This is a genomic window from Rhodococcus zopfii NBRC 100606 = JCM 9919 (genome assembly GCF_001895025.1).
GTDB lineage: Bacteria > Actinomycetota > Actinomycetes > Mycobacteriales > Mycobacteriaceae > Rhodococcus > Rhodococcus zopfii.
In genome coordinates this window covers 37,238-54,288 of sequence record NZ_BCXI01000031.1, presented here as the reverse complement: position 1 = coordinate 54,288, position 17,051 = coordinate 37,238, and the positions used below count along the sequence as shown (strand labels likewise).

At 67.2% G+C, this 17,051-nt stretch carries 18 protein-coding genes; 7 read left to right on the top strand and 11 right to left on the bottom strand.

Annotation, left to right across the window (positions count from 1 at the left end; genetic code table 11):
* Window positions 1–116: 116 nt before the first annotated feature.
* The 11 genes from RZ1_RS19410 to RZ1_RS19360 form a co-directional block, all read right to left on the bottom strand.
* Window positions 117–1,262, bottom strand: coding sequence for a thiolase family protein (locus RZ1_RS19410; protein ID WP_072814198.1), 1,146 nt, complete (start codon window positions 1,260–1,262; stop codon window positions 117–119).
* A gap of 38 nt (window positions 1,263–1,300) precedes the next feature.
* A complete protein-coding gene (locus tag RZ1_RS19405; RefSeq protein WP_072814142.1) occupies window positions 1,301–2,116 on the bottom strand; it encodes an enoyl-CoA hydratase/isomerase family protein in 816 nt (271 codons plus the stop codon).
* Window positions 2,113–3,354: a CaiB/BaiF CoA transferase family protein gene (locus tag RZ1_RS19400; protein ID WP_072814141.1), complete on the bottom strand. Its 1,242-nt coding sequence runs from the start codon at window positions 3,352–3,354 to the stop codon at window positions 2,113–2,115. Before RZ1_RS19400 ends, RZ1_RS19405 begins: the two co-directional genes overlap by 4 nt.
* The gene (locus RZ1_RS19395; RefSeq protein WP_072814140.1) at window positions 3,354–4,121 is read right to left on the bottom strand and encodes an SDR family NAD(P)-dependent oxidoreductase; all 768 of its coding nucleotides are present in this window, start codon (window positions 4,119–4,121) and stop codon (window positions 3,354–3,356) included. The genes RZ1_RS19400 and RZ1_RS19395 overlap by 1 nt, the downstream gene beginning before the upstream one ends.
* Window positions 4,121–5,287, bottom strand: coding sequence for an acyl-CoA dehydrogenase family protein (locus RZ1_RS19390; RefSeq protein WP_072814139.1), 1,167 nt, complete (start codon window positions 5,285–5,287; stop codon window positions 4,121–4,123). The genes RZ1_RS19395 and RZ1_RS19390 overlap by 1 nt, the downstream gene beginning before the upstream one ends.
* A 98-nt stretch (window positions 5,288–5,385) precedes the next feature.
* On the bottom strand, window positions 5,386–5,700 hold the full coding sequence (locus RZ1_RS19385) for a hypothetical protein (RefSeq protein ID WP_072814138.1): 315 nt from the start codon (window positions 5,698–5,700) through the stop codon (window positions 5,386–5,388).
* Window positions 5,697–6,050 carry a hypothetical protein gene (locus RZ1_RS19380; protein ID WP_072814137.1) on the bottom strand — a complete coding sequence of 118 codons (354 nt, stop codon included), beginning with the start codon at window positions 6,048–6,050 and terminating at the stop codon, window positions 5,697–5,699. The genes RZ1_RS19385 and RZ1_RS19380 overlap by 4 nt, the downstream gene beginning before the upstream one ends.
* The gene (locus RZ1_RS19375; RefSeq protein WP_072814136.1) at window positions 6,047–6,754 is read right to left on the bottom strand and encodes an ABC transporter ATP-binding protein; all 708 of its coding nucleotides are present in this window, start codon (window positions 6,752–6,754) and stop codon (window positions 6,047–6,049) included. The genes RZ1_RS19380 and RZ1_RS19375 overlap by 4 nt, the downstream gene beginning before the upstream one ends.
* A complete protein-coding gene (locus tag RZ1_RS19370) occupies window positions 6,751–7,464 on the bottom strand; it encodes an ABC transporter ATP-binding protein (RefSeq protein ID WP_072814135.1) in 714 nt (237 codons plus the stop codon). Before RZ1_RS19370 ends, RZ1_RS19375 begins: the two co-directional genes overlap by 4 nt.
* On the bottom strand, window positions 7,442–9,577 hold the full coding sequence (locus tag RZ1_RS19365) for a branched-chain amino acid ABC transporter permease (RefSeq protein ID WP_072814134.1): 2,136 nt from the start codon (window positions 9,575–9,577) through the stop codon (window positions 7,442–7,444). The genes RZ1_RS19370 and RZ1_RS19365 overlap by 23 nt, the downstream gene beginning before the upstream one ends.
* Window positions 9,577–10,977 (bottom strand): ABC transporter substrate-binding protein, encoded by a 1,401-nt coding sequence (locus RZ1_RS19360; protein WP_238071692.1) that lies wholly within the window; start codon window positions 10,975–10,977, stop codon window positions 9,577–9,579. The genes RZ1_RS19365 and RZ1_RS19360 overlap by 1 nt, the downstream gene beginning before the upstream one ends.
* Window positions 10,978–11,321: 344 nt before the next feature.
* On the opposite strand from RZ1_RS19360, the gene RZ1_RS19355 reads away from it, so the two are divergent.
* Genes RZ1_RS19355 through RZ1_RS19325 form a run of 7 tightly spaced genes read left to right on the top strand, consistent with a single transcriptional unit; the run spans window position 11,322 to window position 16,989 of the window.
* Entirely contained in the window at window positions 11,322–11,873 is a 552-nt protein-coding gene (locus RZ1_RS19355) for a carboxymuconolactone decarboxylase family protein (RefSeq protein ID WP_072814133.1), read from the top strand.
* 4 nt (window positions 11,874–11,877) lie between these two features.
* Window positions 11,878–13,161, top strand: a complete 1,284-nt coding sequence (locus RZ1_RS19350) for an aromatic ring-hydroxylating oxygenase subunit alpha (protein ID WP_072814132.1) — start codon at window positions 11,878–11,880, stop codon at window positions 13,159–13,161.
* Window positions 13,142–13,468, top strand: coding sequence for a hypothetical protein (locus tag RZ1_RS19345; RefSeq protein ID WP_072814131.1), 327 nt, complete (start codon window positions 13,142–13,144; stop codon window positions 13,466–13,468). Before RZ1_RS19350 ends, RZ1_RS19345 begins: the two co-directional genes overlap by 20 nt.
* A gap of 3 nt (window positions 13,469–13,471) precedes the next feature.
* The gene (locus RZ1_RS19340) at window positions 13,472–14,683 is read left to right on the top strand and encodes a metal-dependent hydrolase family protein (RefSeq protein WP_072814130.1); all 1,212 of its coding nucleotides are present in this window, start codon (window positions 13,472–13,474) and stop codon (window positions 14,681–14,683) included.
* Window positions 14,670–15,083 carry a nuclear transport factor 2 family protein gene (locus RZ1_RS19335; protein WP_072814129.1) on the top strand — a complete coding sequence of 138 codons (414 nt, stop codon included), beginning with the start codon at window positions 14,670–14,672 and terminating at the stop codon, window positions 15,081–15,083. Before RZ1_RS19340 ends, RZ1_RS19335 begins: the two co-directional genes overlap by 14 nt.
* Window positions 15,080–16,171 (top strand): acyl-CoA dehydrogenase family protein, encoded by a 1,092-nt coding sequence (locus RZ1_RS19330; protein ID WP_072814128.1) that lies wholly within the window; start codon window positions 15,080–15,082, stop codon window positions 16,169–16,171. The genes RZ1_RS19335 and RZ1_RS19330 overlap by 4 nt, the downstream gene beginning before the upstream one ends.
* Complete coding sequence (locus RZ1_RS19325; protein WP_072814127.1) at window positions 16,168–16,989, top strand: acyl-CoA dehydrogenase family protein; 822 nt, start codon at window positions 16,168–16,170, stop codon at window positions 16,987–16,989. The genes RZ1_RS19330 and RZ1_RS19325 overlap by 4 nt, the downstream gene beginning before the upstream one ends.
* Window positions 16,990–17,051: the final 62 nt, after the last annotated feature.

Genomic DNA, 17,051 nt, shown 5'->3' with positions numbered 1-17,051 from the left:
CTACCTATCACACAGTAGGTCGATTCTCCGGATGTGACAAGTGTCTCACTCGGGATCTTCGGGTGGAGCATCTCACAGCATGCTCCCGGGTTGCTCGGACCCGGGCCGGCGACCTGTCAGGACACGAGTTCGACGACTGTCGCGTTGGCCGTACCCCCGCCCTCGCACATGGTCTGCAGCCCGTACCGGATCCCGTTGTCGCGCATGTGGTGGATCATCCGCGTCAGGAGAACGGCTCCGGAACCGCCGAGCGGATGCCCCAGCGAGATGGCGCCGCCGAGGGGGTTCATCAGCGCCGGGTCGGCGCCCGTCTCCGCGAGCCAGGCCAGCGGAACCGACGCGAACGCCTCGTTCACCTCGAACACTCCGATGTCGCCGATTCCCAGGCCCGCCTTCCGCAGCACCTTCTCGGTCGCCGGGATCGGGCCGGTCAGCATGAGCACCGGATCCGATCCGGCGACCACACCGGCCCGGTACCGCACGATCGGATTCAGACCGAGTTCGCGTGCCTTCTCCGTCGTGGTGACAAGGAGCGCCGCGGCCCCGTCGGCGATCTGGGAGGAGTTCCCCGCGTGGATCACCCCGTCCTCCTTGAACACCGGCTTCAGGCCGGCGAGCTTCTCGACGGTCGTGCCGCGCCGCAGACCCTCGTCGCGCGCGACCGTTCCGTCCCCGGTGTCGACGGGCACGATCTGGCCGTCGAACGCGCCGCTGTCGACCGCCGCGGCCGCCCATTCGTGGGACTGCGCCGACAATTCGTCGAGCCGGGTCCGTGACAGCCCCCACTTCTCGGCGATCATCTCGGCGCCGATGCCCTGGTTGAACTGGAAGTTGCCGTAGCGCGCGAGTGCGCGCGGTCCGTACGGCATCCCGTCTGCCTTCGCCGCACCGAGCGGCACCCGGCTCATCGACTCGACACCACCGGCGACCACGACGTCCTGCTGGCCTGACATCACCGCGTGCACGGCGAAGTCCAGTGCCTGCTGGCTCGACCCGCACGCGCGGTTGACCGATGTGCCGGGGATGCTCTCGGGCCAGCCCGCGGCCAGCACCGAGTACCGGCCGATGTTGCTGGATTGGTCGCCGACCTGCGACACGCATCCCCAGACCACGTCGTCGACGATCACCGGGTCTATCCCGGTTCGCTCCGCGAGCGCCGTGAGCACCACCGCGGACAGATCCGCCGGATGCACCCCCGACAACCCGCCGTTGCGCTTGCCCACCGGTGTCCGGACCGCTTCCGCGATCACCACTTCACGCATGTACTTCTCCCAGTCGTCATTCGAGGACACGCCGCGCATCACTTCTGCGCGCGGCCGACCGTCCACTGTCCTGTGAATCGCGGTTCCCGCTTCTCGACGAACGCCGCGAACGCCTCCGGCGCGTCGGCCGTCGCGAAATTCGTTGCCTGCGCGCGTGCCTCGTTCGCGAGGGCATCGCGCAGCGTCCGGTCGGCACCCTCGTTGAGCAGCGCCTTGGTCTGGGCGAGCGCAACAGGCGGCCCGCCGACGAGCCTGCGTGCAAGTTCGTCCACGAAGACGTCGATCTCGTCGCCGGGGACCACCCACGTCACCAAATTCATCGCGTGCGCCTGTTCGGCGTCGATCGTCTCGGCGAGCAGGGTCAAGCGCTTCGCCTGCTGCAGGCCGACGAGCTTCGGCAACAGCCACGAGCCGCCCAGGTCCAGCGACAGCCCCCGCTTCGTGAAGATCTGCGAGAACGTGGACTCCGGCGTCGCCACAACCAGGTCGCACCCGAGCGCCAGGTTCCAGCCCGCGCCCACCGCGACACCGTTCACCTTGGCGACGGTCGGCACCGGCAGCTCGTGCAGCAGGAGCGCGACGTCGCTGAGCACCCGCATCTTGCGCATCGGGTGCGCGACACCGGGGTTCGCGATGTCCGCGCCCGAACAGAACGCGCCGGCGGCGCCCGTGAGCACGACCGCACGCACGTCCGGGTCGGTACCGGCGTCGTCGAGTGCGTCGCGCAGACACCCCCAGAGTTCGGTGTCGATCGCGTTCTTCCGGCGCGGCCGGTTCAGTGTCAGCGTGCGGATACCGTCGAGGTCGTCGCGCAGCAGTACCGGTCCCTCGACGCGGAGCTCGCTCGCAGTCATCGTTCGTACTCCGGGCCGACTGCACCCTGCCGGCGCAATTGCTCGATCTCCGACTGTGCGAATCCGAAGTCGGACAGCACGAGGTCGGTGTGCTCACCGAGACCGGGGACCGGATCCATCCTCAGTTCGCGTCCGGCAACGATCGGCGGAGGCAGGATCGCCCGGATCGGGCCGGCCGGGGTGCCGATCGTCCGCCATCGGTCACGCTCGCTCAACTGCGGATGGACGAGGACCTCGCTCGGAACGTTGTAGCGCGAGTTGCCGATTCCCGCCTCGTCGGCGGTCTTCTGCACGTGAGCGAGATCGTGACGTGCGCACCACTCGACGATCGCCTCGTCGAGCACGGCACGGTTGCGGACCCGGTCGGAGTTCGTCCGGAACCGCTCGTCGTCGGCGAGGTCGTCGCGCTGCAGGATCTCCCGGGCCAGCCTTTGCCACTCCCGGTCGTTCGTCGTGCCCAGGACCACCGTCTGATCGTCCGCCGTGCGGTACGCGCCGTAGGGTGCGACCGCCGGGGAACTCATTCCGAGCGGCTGCTGGTCCACGCCCGAATGCTGGGTGTAGGTCAGGGGGTAGCCCATCATGTCGGTCATCGTGTCGAACAGACTCACCGACACGGCCTCGAGACCCCGGTTGCGCTCGGGATTGCGCGATTTGCCGCACAGCAGCGCCAGAATCGACAACGCCGAGTACAGGCCGGTCGAGATGTCCGCGAAGGGCGGGCCCGGTTTCGCGGGCTCGCCCGGGAAACCCGTCACCGCGCACGATCCCGATTCCGCCTGCACGAGAAGGTCGTATGCGCGCTTGTGCGACAGCGGCCCCCCGGACCCGTAGCCGTCGATCTCGACGACGATCAGCTCCGGATAGCGCATCTCGAGTTCCGCAGCGGTCAGGCCGAGACGCGCCGTCGCGCCCGGTGCGAGGTTCGACACGAGCGCGTCCGCCGATGCGAGCAATCGGTGCAACACGTCCAGTCCGGCATCGGATTTGAGGTCGAGTGTCACCGACTCCTTGCCGCGGTTGGCCCACACGAAGTGAGCGGCGAGGCCACCGACGACGTCGTCGTAGTCGCGGGCGAAATCGCCGCCCTTCGGGTTCTCCACCTTGATGACGCGGGCACCGAAGTCGGCGAGCACCCGCGTGGCCATCGGTGCCGAGACCGCCTGTTCGAGCGTCACGACGGTGACCCCGTCGAGCGGGCCGACCGTGCCACCGGCGGCTACCGGCTCCGGTGTCATCACATCACCATTCCACCGTCCACCGGCAGAACCTGGCCGGTGACGAAGGACGCGGCATCCGACGCAAGGAACACGAACGCCCCCGCAACCTCCGACGGTTCAGCCCAGCGGCGCAACGGAATACGGTTGAGCATCTGCTCGGAGAACTTCTCGTCGGTGCGAATGGTGGTCGTCATCGGGGTGGCCGCCAGCGGCGCGATCGCGTTGACAAGGATGTTCTTGCGAGCCAGTTCGCGCGCCAGGGACTTGGTGACACCGATGATGCCGGCCTTCGCCGCGGAATAGTTCACCTGCCCGAGCGTGCCCGTGATTCCGGCCGACGACGTGACGTTGATGATCCGGCCGGTACCGTCGGTCGGAAGGAACGGCAATGCCGCCTTGGCGCACGTGAACGCGCCCAACAGATGAATGTCGAGCATCTTCTGGACGCTCTCGATCTCGAGGTCCTTGAACATCGCGGGCTCGGTGACTCCGGCGTTGTTCACCAGGATGTGCAGCGCCCCCTCACCGAACCCGGCGGCGCGGGCCGCGGCAGCATCGGCGGCGGCGCGGTCGCGCACGTCCAGTCCGGCGCTGTCCGCCTTGCCGCCGCTCGCGGCGATCCGCTCGGCGACGGCGGCGGCCGCGTCCGGGTTGATGTCCGTCACGAGAACGGCCGCCCCCGCGGCGGCGAGTGCCTCCGCGACCGCTGCGCCGATGCCGCCCGCCGCACCGGTCACCAGAGCCGACCGGCCGGTCAGGTCGAACAGAGGATTGCTTGCTGCCATCAGTAACTCCTCGGCATTCCCAAAGTGTGTGATCCCAGATAGTTCAAAATCATTTCCTGGCTGATCGGGGCGATCCGCATCACCCGAGCCTCACGGAAATAGCGGGAGACGTTGTACTCCTCCGAGTACCCCATTCCCCCGTGTGTCTGCAACGCGCGGTCAGCCGCCGTGAAACCTGCTTCGGCACAAAGGTACTTGGCGGTGTTCGCCTCGCGGCCGCACGGTCTGCCGTTGTCGTAGAGCCAGGTTGCCTTGCGCAACACGAGTTCTGCCGCATCGAGATGCGCCAGCGAGTCCGCGAGCGGAAACTGAATTCCCTGGTTCATGCCGATCGGCCGGCCGAAGACCTCGCGCTCGTTGCCGTACTTGACGGCCCGGTCCAGAGCGACCCGCCCGATGCCGAGAGCCTCGGCTGCGATGAGCATACGCTCCGGGTTCAGACCGTCCAAAAGATACCGGAATCCCTTGCCCTCCTCACCGACCCGGTCCTCCACAGGGATCCGCAGATCGTCGATGAACAACTCGTTGGAGGAGACCGCATTACGCCCCATCTTCCGGATCGGCCGGACCTCGACACGGCTGCGATCCAGATCGGTGAGGAACAGCGTCATGCCGTCGGTCTTCTTGGCGACCTCGTCGTAGCGCTGCGTCCGGGTGAGCAGGAGGATCTTCTCCGACTCCATCGCCTTGGAGATCCACACCTTGCGGCCGTTGACGATGTAGTGGTCGCCCTCGCGGCGCGCGAAGGTCGTGATGCGCGAGGTGTCCAGTCCGGCACCGGGTTCGGTGACGCCGAAGCACACGTGCAGGTCGCCGCTGGCGACGCGGGGCAGGGTCCGCTGCTTCAACTCGTCGGAACCGTGAACCACGACCGGGTGCATCCCGAAGATGGACAGATGGATCGCGGTCGCGGCGTTCATACCACCGCCGGACCGGGCGACTTCCTCGAGCAGGATGGACGCCTCGGTGATGCCCAGACCGTGCCCGCCGTACTCTTCCGGAGTGGTGATGCCGAGCCACCCGCCGTCGGCGAGTGCCTTGTAATACTCAGTCGGAAATTCGTGCGCGAGATCCTTTTCCATCCAGTATTGGTCGCCGAAGTTCTTCATCAGCTCGGCGACCGACTTGCGGATCAGCTCCTGGTCCTCGGTCAGCTCGAAACTCATGCCACCGGGCACAGCCATGTTCTCAGCTTCTTTCTTCGTGTTCCCGCGGGACCGCCGGTCCGTGTCCGGCGGCCCCACCGGACCTGATGGTCGATACCTCAGTCGGAGGCGGGAAGAGCCTTGGCCGCCTTGACGGTCAACGGCACACCGTCGTAGCTCAGTTCACCCACGCCCGGCGAGGTGCACAGCACCTCGAGCGTGTCGCTCTCGTTGACGTACCGCTTGCCGATGAGCGTCACCAGGCCGGTGATACCCGCCGTCGACGGGCGCCCACCGGTCGCGGGCACCATCGGGCTCCCGCCGCACGCGAGGACCGCTTCACCGTCGGCCGGTGCGCGGACGACGACCACACGGACCGTGCAGTCGGCGCTGGCGAGCTGCTCGCCGGCACGTAGGGGAGTCGACATGGTCATGCTTGGACCTCACTATCGGAAGTGCGCTCGGCGAGCATGCCGAGATCGAAGGACTGACGGGCCATCCAGAACCGGAGGAATCCGGTGAGCGAGTAACGCAGGTAGAGCGCTGCGCCGACGACGGCGACGGCGACGCCCAGAATCGAGACCACGATCGCATCGCGCTGCACGAGCGCATCGGATGTGTTGTGCGACATGAAGTATGCCACCACTCCGAGGATCGGGCCGACCACCATGAGAGCGATACCGAGCCGCAGCCACAGCGACGACCGGCCGGCGGAGGGATCGGGGATCTTCAGCTCGGACAGTTCACGGGTGAAACGGTCCGCACGGGATTCGGTCGAGGTCATGCAGAACTCCCAAGGTAGAGGGCGGCGAGCTCGGATCTGAGTCCGCTGTCGGGATGGCCTTGTTTCTGGATGCGTCCGCGCACGAGAACGGCTGCGTGGTCGGCGAAGTCGAGTACGGCGTTCGCGAACTGCTCGACGACGAGGACCGCCACACCACTGCGGGCGATCTCGGCGACCTCGTCGTAGAGCCGGCCGACGACCAGCGGTGCCAAACCCATCGACAGTTCGTCGAGCAGGAGGACCGCGGGGTCGGTGGCCAGTCCACGGGCGAGTGCGAGCATCTGTTGCTCACCGCCGGAGAGCGTTCCGGCGGTTTGCGACGCACGCTTGGCGAGGATCGGGAAGCGCGAGAACGCGACCTCCTCGATCTGTTCGCGGGATGCGCCCGTGAACGTCATCATCAGCAGGTTGTCGCGGACCGACATGTTGGGGAACACGCCGCGCCCCTCCGGGATCAGGCAGACCCCGGCCCGCGCCAGGTCACGCGGCGCAACCCCGGTGACGTCGCGCCCGCCGAGCCACAGTTGCCCGGAACTCAGCGGATGGACCCCGGCGGCGACCTTGAGGGCCGTGGTCTTGCCGGCACCGTTCGGTCCGAGCAGTGCCACCACCTGCCCGGCGGAGACGCTCAGATCGATTCCGTGCAGCACGGTGATCTCGTCGTAGGCGGCGCGGACGTCGCGCAGTTCGAGGATGGCGTTCATGCTTCCCCCAGGTAGGCCGCGAGCACCTTCTCGTCCCGGCGGATCACGTCCGGTGCTCCGACGGAGATGATCCGGCCGAGGTCGAGGACGTACACCTGATCGCACACGTTCATGACCAGCTCCATGTCGTGTTCGACGAGCAGGACCGCGGTTCCGTCCTCCGCGAGGGACCGCAGCAGGCCGGCGAACAGCTCGGTCTCCTGCGGGTCCTGCCCGGCGGCGGGTTCATCGAGCAGGATCAAGCTCGGGTGGACTGCGAGCGCACGCGCGACTTCGACGAGCCGGCCCATGCCCGTGGACAGCGCATCGGCCGTCGTGTCGGCGAGGTGGTGCAGGCCGAGACGTTCGATGATCTCGTCGGCCACCCGCTGGGCACGGCGACGCTCCGGCCCGAGTTCCGCTGCGACGAGCAGGTTGTCGCGGACGCTGAGCCGGCCGAACAGTTCCAGTCGCTGGAACGTGCGGGCCAGGCCGTGACGAGCGCGGCGTGCCGGGCCGGCCCGCGTGACATCGTGTCCGTCGAGATACACGCGTCCCGCAACGGGCCGGCGCAGGCCGGTGATGACGTCGAACAGGGTGCTCTTGCCGGCCCCGTTCGGGCCGATGAGCCCGGTGACCTGTCCGCGTTCTGCTTTCAGCCCGACCCCGTCGAGGGCGCGGTGACCCCCGAACGCGACGGCGATGTCGTCAACCTCGAGTTGCGACGGCACGATCGAGCACCTCCTGATCCTCCGGAGTCCAGGGCCGTTTCACGCCCCACCACTCGACGGGTATGTCCTCGACCGGACCGTCCGGTCCCGGCGGTGCCTTGCGGCGCGAGTTCGACCAGATGCGGGCGCCGAGAACCCCGAGGACGATGCCCGCGAAGAACACGTACCCGTTGATCACGTCGCCGAGGCGCAGCAGCCACAGCACGACGACCCAGCCCGCGAGCGATGAGACGACGAGCGTGTCGCGGAACGTGGCCTCCCATTCCTTGCGCATCGACGGCACGACGCCGTCGTCGACGGCCCCGGACCCGTAGGCGAGTCCGGCCGCGGCAGGCAAGGTCTGCACGAGGTTCTGAGCACCGGGCCACAGCGCGACGATCGCGTGGAGCGGCCCGGCGATCATCGTGCCGGTGAACAGGCCGTTGCCGACGACGCCGAGCCCGCCGACGACCGCGATGAGGAAGATTCCCAGTCCGGCAATGAAATTGAACTGCTCGGGCGCGACGGACTGCAGTTGCATCCCGTAGAGCGCGCCGCCGAGTCCCGCGATGCCCGCGGAGATCGCGAACACCAGTGTCTTCATCATCAGCAGGCTGCCGCCGAGGGTTGCGTAGGCGGCTTCGCTGTCGCGCAGTGCGATCAGCTGCCGGCCGAGACGGCCGCGGCGCAGCGCCGCGACCCCGATGGTGACCAGTGCCAGACAGATCGCGGCGAACACGGTCAGCTCCGCAGGAGTGTCGATCCGGAAGCCGAACAGGCTCGGCCCGACCAGGTCCACCGAACCCTGGTTGAAGAACGCGAAGTCCACCCCGAACAGCTCGAAGGAGGGCATCGAGAAGATCCACCGGTCCAGTACGACGGCGATGGCCGCGGTACCGAGGGCGAGGTAGACACCCGACAGGCGTAGCGCCGGGATCGCGACGATCGCTCCGGCGACGCCCGAGATCACCATCGCGGCGAGCAGCGCCCACCACTGTCCGTCCGCACCGAGGTGCGCGCACACGATCGCACCGATCCCCGCCATGCTGAGCTGGGCGAGGGAGATCTGGCCGGCGTAGCCGACCAGCGGGACGAACGACATCGCGATCACACCGAACGCGAAGATCTGCCCGTAAGTGATGAGATCGCCCTCGCCGAGCACGGTGGCGAGGATGATGCCGAACGCGACGATCACTCCGGCGAAAGCGAACGTCCCGCGCACTGTGGGTACCGGAACCTGGCTGAGGTTCCGGTCGCGGCCGCGCAGGCGACCGTGCGGGAACAGCAGCAGGGCGAGCAGCAGCAGGATCGCCGGTGCGGCCAGGCGCAGCCCCGGCAGGTAGTCGTTCTGCGGCAGGTAGCCGGCCATGTAGGCCTCCATACACCCGACCACGACGGCACCGACGAACGTCATCGGCAGGCTCTTGAGGCGTCCGAAGATCGCCGCCGCGTAGGCGCTGACGATCAACAGCGACAGCTGGGTGGCCTCGAGCGCGACCATCGGGGCGATGAGCACGCCACCGAGGGCCGCCAGCACGGTTCCGAGGATCCAGGCGACACGGTTGGCGCGGACCGGGTCGGCGCCGGTGAGACCGACGAGGGCGCGGTCGTCGACCGTCGCCCGCATCTCGGCGCCGGTGCGTGTGTTGAACATCAGCACACGCAGTCCCAGTGCTACCGCAACCGCGACGATCATCGTCAGTGCCTGGTGCCAGGTGATCGTCGCCGAGCCGATATGGAACGGCTGCTGCTCGTTGAAGAACGTGGGCAACGACCGTGCCTTGATGGGGTTCCAGATCCAGCGCGCCAACGCGATCAGACCGCTCAGCAGCGCGATGGTCATGACGAGTTTCTCGGCCTCGCCGAGTCTCTGGACCGGGCGCAGCAACCGTTCGACGAGAAGACCGAATGCCGGCGCCAGCACCAGCAGCACGACGGCGACGGACAGCCACACCGGCCAGCCCCAGCCGACGCTGAGCTGCCAGTAGGCGAAGGCCGCCATCATGCCCGTGGCACCGTGCGCGAAATTGAACACACCGGTGGTCGTGAACGTGACGACCAGGCCACTGCTGATGATCGCGTAGATCGCGGCCGTGGTCAGGCCGACGATCCCGAAGGTGATGAACTGTTCCATTACTGGACGTCGCTCATGCTCTTGCCGACCGCGGCGAGCGTCAACGGCACCCCGAAGTCCTGCGTGATCTTGCGGGCCGGGATGTCACACCGGTACAGACCGCTGTCGGGGTTGAAGTCGGCGGTCCCCCAACCGTCCGCAGTCGCCTTTTCGATGTTGAAGCACGACTTCGGCGGCATCGGCGTCTGCAGGTCCGACGGCGCGTGCAGTCCGCCGCCCGTCCAGGCCGTCTCGGTGCGCGCGGTCTCGTAGACACAGGCACGCGTGAGTTCGTCACCGCAGGCCGCGGCAGCCTTGGCGAACAGCAGCCAGGACGACCAGGCGCGCATCGCCGGAAGGGTGATCTGCGCGTCGGGTGCGTACTGTGCGTAGAGCTCCTTCAGTTGCTCGACGGCGGGCTCGTCGCTTTCGAGCGGAGCCATGCCGCTGAGGTCGACGAGATTGTTCTGGAACTCCGCGGAACGACCGAGGAGTTCGATGAACTGTTCGTTGTAGGCGTTGTTGTTCGCGTCGATCCAGTCGAGCTTGTAGTCCATGTTGGTCAGGACTTCTTCGAGCTTGGCGAGCTGATCGAAGCTACCCATGAAGATCAGGCCGCGCACACCCTTGCTCTTGATCGCCTGCGCATAGGGCGTCCAGTCGGAGACACCCATCGCCGGGTACAGCTCGTTGTAGACGACGGTCGCACCGAGCGACTCGAGGGTCTCCTGCGTCACCGCGCCGACGACCTTGGTGACCGCCGAGTCACCGTTGATCATTCCGACGGCGGACTTGGAATCGGGGTAGGCCTCGTTGACGGCCCACTCCCGGAATCCGGCGTAGTTGTCGTATCCGGGGATCTTCGAGGGCGAGGCGCTGATCTCGAGGTCGGCGCCGGCGGCGGCCTCCTGCACGGTCTGGGCTGTGAAGGTCGGAAGCAGACAGTTCAGACGTTCCTTGACGCCGAGGCCGTCCAGCGCCGCACCGCCGCCGACCAGGACGAAGTCCTCCCGGCACGCCTCGATCATCCGCTGGCGCGGTTCCATCAGCTTCGCATCGCGGGTGTTGGCGACGAGGGTGCGGCCGTTGATGCCGCCGTTGTCGTTGCACCACGACGTGAACACGTTGGCGGCGTCGACGAATTCGGGATTCTTGGTGAACCCCATGTCGGTGAAGACACCGACCTCGATCTGTTCGGCGGTGACACCCTGCGCGCTCGCGGCCGAGGCGTCACCGTCCTGACAGATCTCGCCGAGATCGCCGAATTCGGCGGATGCCGCCGACGACGAACCGCCGCCGGAGCCCTCGTCGCCGCTGGTCTCGGTGCCGGTGCGTCCACCGCAGCCGGCGAGGAGCAGCGAGACGGCGGCGAGTGCTACGAGCGTCCGCCGTCCCCGGGTGAATGTGTGCTGTCGTTTCACGTTCTTCCTCCCCTGGCCTGAGCGGCCGGCCGGTGTGAGTCAGGAGATTGCTGCGGGCCCGCGCGACCGTGGTGGTCCTGCCGAGGATCGAAAGGCCATAGTGCTCTCACCTGACAGGGAAACTAGCCTCTCCCTGTAGGAGAATCAACCTATTTGACTGGCGGTCAGCGGGGAGAAGTTTCGCGAATTCGACGGAGGGCATCTGGAGGCGGCCACCCGGGATCCACCGAGCGGTGGCATCCCCACCTGGGATTTCACACCGGGCGTTGACTATCGGACGAAAAACTGGAAACCTACTGAGCAGAAATGAGAATGTAATTCTCGTCGATGAGAGGAGGTTGTGCATGGCCCTGCTTCCGCCGCTACCCGCAGAGGAGTGGGACGACAAGACGCGTGCGGCGTTCATCGGGATGCTGGCACGGGATCGTCAGAACCCGGAGGGAGCCGGCACGGCCCTGTCCGCGCTCGCGCACCACCCGGACCTGACCAAGGCATTCCTCGGCTTCAGCGTCTATCTGCTGTACCGGTCGACCCTGCCGCCACGACTGCGGGAGCTCGCGATTCTGCGCGTCGCCCACCGCCGCGACTGCGAATACGAATCGCAGCACCACGTTCCCATCGCGCAGGAAGCCGGGCTGACCCTCGACGAGATCGAGGCCGCACGACACGGCGAGGCCACGGACGAGTTCGAGCGCACGCTGCTCGCCGCGGTCGACGAACTCGAGGACAAGAACCGGCTCTCCGAGCGGACATGGACCGCCCTCGGCGAGCGGCTCGACAAGCGTCAGCGAATGGACTTCATCTTCACGGTCGGCGGCTACGGCCTCATGGCCATGGCTTTCAACACATTCGGTATCGGACTCGCACACGACGACGAGTTCGGACAGGAAAGGTAGATCCGTGCCCCATTTCCCGAAACCAGCCGAAGGCAGCTGGACCGAGCACTGGCCCGAACTCGGCACCGCACCGGTCGACTACACCGACTCGTACGACCCGCAGTTCTTCGAGGACGAGCGCAACGCGATCTTCAAGCGCACCTGGCTCAACGTCGGCCGTGTCGAGAAGCTCCCCCGCAAGGGCAGCTACTTCACCAAGGAACTGCCCTCCGCCGGCCCCGGCACCTCACTGATCATCGTCAAGGGCAACGACGGTGAGATCCGCGCCTTCCACAACGTGTGCCGCCACCGCGGAAACAAGCTGGTCTGGAACGACTTCCCCGGCGAAGAAGTCGCCGGCAGCTGCAAGCAGTTCACCTGCAAGTACCACGCCTGGCGCTACAGCCTCGAAGGCGACCTGACCTTCGTCCAGCAGGAAGACGAGTTCTTCGACCTGGACAAGCAGAACTTCGGCCTCAAGTACGTGCGCTGCGAGATCTGGCAGGGCTTCATCTTCATCAACCTCGACGACGACGCCCAACCCCTCGACGAATACCTCGGCCCGCTGGCCAAGGGCATCGAAGGCTACCCCTTCGACCAGATGACCGAGGTCTACAGCTACAAGGCCGAGATCGGTTCCAACTGGAAACTGTTCATCGACGCGTTCGCCGAGTTCTACCACGCCCCGATCCTGCACATGAAGCAGGCCACCAAGGACGAAGCCGAAAAACTCGCCGGCTACGGCTACGAAGCGCTGCACTACGACATCCAGTCCCCGCACTCGATGATCTCCTCGTGGGGCGGCATGGCCCCGCCCAAGGACCTGAACATGGTCAAGCCCATCGAACGCGTCCTGCGCTCGGGCCTGTTCGGACCCTGGGACCGCCCCGACATCGCCGGCCTCGCGGACGACGAACTGCCCGAGGGCATCAACCCCGGCAAGTACCCCGTCTGGGGCCAGGACTCCTGGGAGTTCTTCCCCAACATGACCCTGCTCATCTGGGCACCGGGCTGGTACCTGACCTACCACTACTGGCCCACTGCACCCGACCGCCACATCTTCGAGGCCAACCTCTACTTCGTGCCCCCGAAGAACGTCCGCGAACGCCTCGCCCACGAACTCGCCGCGGTCACCTTCAAGGAATACGCACTGCAGGACGCCAACACCCTCGAAGCGACACAGACGATGATCGGCACCCGCGCCGTCACCGACTTCCCGCTCTGCGATCAGGAAATCCTCCTCCGCCACCTGCACAAAACCGTCGGAGACTACGTCAAGGAGTACCGTGATGGCGCTGCTGCCAACTGAATTCGCCGACCTCGAGCCCTACACCGACTGGGTCCTGGCCACCGAACCCGAACGCTACGCCAAGCGCCTGGCCTCGACCATGCCCGACATGCAGAAGTTCTACGACGCCGCCTTCGGCCGCATCGAGGACGCCATCACCTACTGCGACAAATTCGACCTCGACGACCTGCCCGACGACGCCCGCGCCCTCGTGCACCTGATGCAGTCGCTCATCATGGTCTCCTTCCCCGTCGAAGTCTGGAAACAACCCCGCGTCCCCGACAGCGGCGCAGCCTGGGCCGACATCACCCACGAACCGGTGGTGTAGCCCATGATCACGCTCAAGGCGGCCGGTCTCCTCGACGTCGACAGCGGACAGATAGTGCGTCCCGGGATCATTCGCGTCGAGGGCGACAAAATCGTCGGCATCGGCGGTGAACCCGAGGGCGAGGTCGTCGATCTGGGCGACCAGATCCTCCTGCCCGGCCTGATGGACATGGAAGTCAACCTGCTCATGGGTGGACGCGGCGAGAAGCCCGTCTACTCCACCGTCCAGGACGACCCGCCGCTGCGCATGCTCCGCGCGGTGGGCAACGCCCGACGCACCCTCCGCGCCGGTTTCACGACGGTCCGCAACCTCGGCTTGTTCGTCAAGACCGGCGGTTACCTGCTCGACGTCGCACTGGGCAAGGCCATCGACGCCGGCTGGGTCGACGGTCCGCGGGTCGTGCCGGCCGGTCACGCCATCACTCCGACCGGTGGTCACCTCGATCCGACGATGTTCGCGGCGTTCGCCCCCGGGGTGCTGGACCTGACCATCGAGGAAGGCATCGCCAACGGAGTCGACGAGGTCCGCAAGGCGGTGCGCTACCAGATCAAGCACGGGGCACAGCTCATCAAGGTGTGCGTCTCGGGTGGCGTCATGTCGCACACCGGAACCCCCGGCGCACAGCACTATTCCGACGAGGAGCTGCGCGCGATCGTCGACGAGGCGCACCGGCGCGGTCTGCGCGTCGCGTCGCACACGCACGGTGCGGACGCCGTCCGGGCCGCCGTCGCCGCCGGAATCGACTGCATCGAACACGGATTCCTCGTCGACGACGACGCGATCGAGAAGATGGTCGCCGCCGGTACCTACCTGGTTCCCACCACCCGGCTCGCCGACGCGATGGACGTCTCGCACGCACCACCGGATCTGCAGGCCAAGGCCGCCGAGATGTTCCCCAAGGCTCGCACCTCGGTGAAGGCTGCCTACGAGGCGGGCGTGAAGATCGCGCTCGGCACCGACGCCCCGGCCATCCCGCACGGCAAGAACGCGGACGAACTCGTCGCGCTCGTCGAACGCGGCATGTCCGAACTGGACGCGCTGCGCGCCGCGACGGTCACCGCGGCCGAGTTGATCGACGTCACCGACCGCGGCCGGCTGGCCGAGGGTCTGCTCGCCGACATCATCGGTGTTCCGGGAGATCCCTTGCAGGACATCACCGTCACGCAGGACGTGCGGTTCGTGATGAAAGGCGGAAAAGTCTATGTCGGCAACTGACGACCTCGTGGAGATCAACCAGCTCCTCGCCAAGTACGCGGTCAACATGACCAAGAACGACGTCGAAGGAGTCATGGCGGTCTTCACCCCCGAGGGCACCTACAGTGCCTTCGGGGATGCCTTCACTCTCGACCAGTTCCCCGAACTGGTCGCCGCGGCACCGAAGGGCCTGTTCATGACGGGCACCGCTCTCGTCGAGCTCGACGGCGACACCGCGACGGGAACCCAGCCGCTGTGCTTCGTCGACCAGACCACCCACAACATGCGCATCGGGTACTACAGCGACACCTACGTCCGCACCGAGGACGGCTGGCGTCTGAAGACCCGCTCGATGACCTTCCAGCGTCGCAGCGGCGACCACGACTCGGGTATCCCGCACGCTTTCGAGCCGTCGGCATGAACGTCGACGAGTTCCGGGCCGACCTGCGCGCCTGGCTCGACGAGAACGACCTGACCCCGCCGCCCGACCATTCGCTCGACGGTCAGGTCGCGCAGCTGGGCAGGGTGCGCAGGGCACTGTTCGATGCGGGCTGGATGCGGTACGGATGGCCGGTCGAGGCCGGCGGCCTCGGCGGCGACGCGGTGCTGCGGGCCGTGCTCGGCGAGGAGGTCGCCACCCGCGACCTGGCCGAGCCGGGGATCTACTCGATGATCGAGGTCCTCGCCCCGACGATGATCTCGTACGCCCGGCCCGAACTCGCCGCCGAGATGGTGCCGCTGCTCCTCAGCGGTCGCGAACAGTGGTGCCAGGGCTTCTCCGAGCCCGGCTCGGGCAGCGATCTGGCGTCGCTGAGCACTCGCGCCGTGCAGCGTGGCGCCGACTGGGTGATCAACGGCCAGAAGGTCTGGACCAGCCTGGCGCAGTACGCATCCCGCTGCGTGCTCCTCACCCGCACCGCGCCCGGCCACGACGGGATCACCGCCTTCTTCGTCGACATGGACACCCCCGGCATCACCGTCAAACCGTTGCGCACGATGCACGGCATCGACGAGTTCGCCGAGGTGTACTTCGACGACGTCGTGGTCCCCGCCGACCGCATGCTCGGTCGGCCGGGCGACGGCTGGCGGGTCGCGATGGATCTGTTGCCGCACGAACGCTCGACGTGTTTCTGGCACCGGATCGCCTATCTGTTCACCCGCCTGGACAAGCTGCTCGACGAGACCGATCTCGACGCCGACGACGATCTCGGCTCGGCGTATCTGGCACTGCACACCGTGCGGTGCCGTTCGCGGCTCACGCAGCAGCGCCTCGCCGACGGGGCCGCCCTCGGACCGGAGACCTCGATCGACAAGATCCTGTTGGCGGGCGCCGAACAACAGTTGTTCGACACGGCGCGCGACCTGCTTCCCGGTGTTCTCGAGCTCGACGACACCGTGTGGCGTCCGGAGTTCCTGTACTCGCGGGCCGCGACGATCTACGGCGGTACCGCCGAGATCCAGCGCAACATCGTCGCGCGCCGGCTGCTCGACCTGGGGAGGGAATCATGACCGACGCCGCCACCGTCGCCGAGGCCGCGCAGGACCACGAACTGGTGCTGCTCGGCGATGCCCTTCGCGGGACCATGACCTCGGTACCGGCGGCCGAACTCGATTCGGCGCTCGCCGATCTCGGCTGGGGCGACATGCTCACCGAGATGCCCGACGTCGCGATCCCGTTGGTGTTCCGCCTGCTCGGCGAGACCGGCGCGCACGCGCCGGTGATCAACGACGTCGTGCTGCACGCGGCCGGGCTGCCGATCGCCGATAGCCCACCGCTGCCGTACGCGGGCGGCCGGTGGGTCGTGTGGGAACGGTCCGCCACGGCCGGGACCTCGTTGGACGAGGAGATCACGCTGCGCGCCGTCGAGACCGGCGAGGCGTTCGATCCCTCCGCGATCGCGGCAGGGCGTCGTGCGCTCGGCTGGTGGCTCGTCGGGACGAGCCGGACCATGTTGTCGCTCGCGCGAACCCACGCTCTGGACCGCACCCAGTTCGGGAAGCCGGTCGCGTCGTTCCAGGCGGTGCGGCACCGGCTCGCCGAGACACTCGTCGCGATCGAGGGGGCCGAGGCGACGCTGCGCACCGCGAACGACGACCTCGGGTCGTTGCTCGCGAAGGCCGCGGCCGGGAAGGCGGCACTGGCGGCGGCCCGTCACTGCCAGCAGGTGCTCGGCGGAATCGGATTCACCGCCGAGCACGATCTGCATCGGCACATTCGCCGGGCGCTCGTTCTCGACGGGTTGCTCGGCAGTGCACGCGAACTCACTCGCGAGGCCGGCGCCCACATCCGTTCGACGGGTTCGGCTCCGCGCCTCGTCCACCTGTAGGGCGACGCACGCACGCACGAACGAGGGGCGCCCGCGATGCGGGCGCCCCTCGTTCGTGTTCC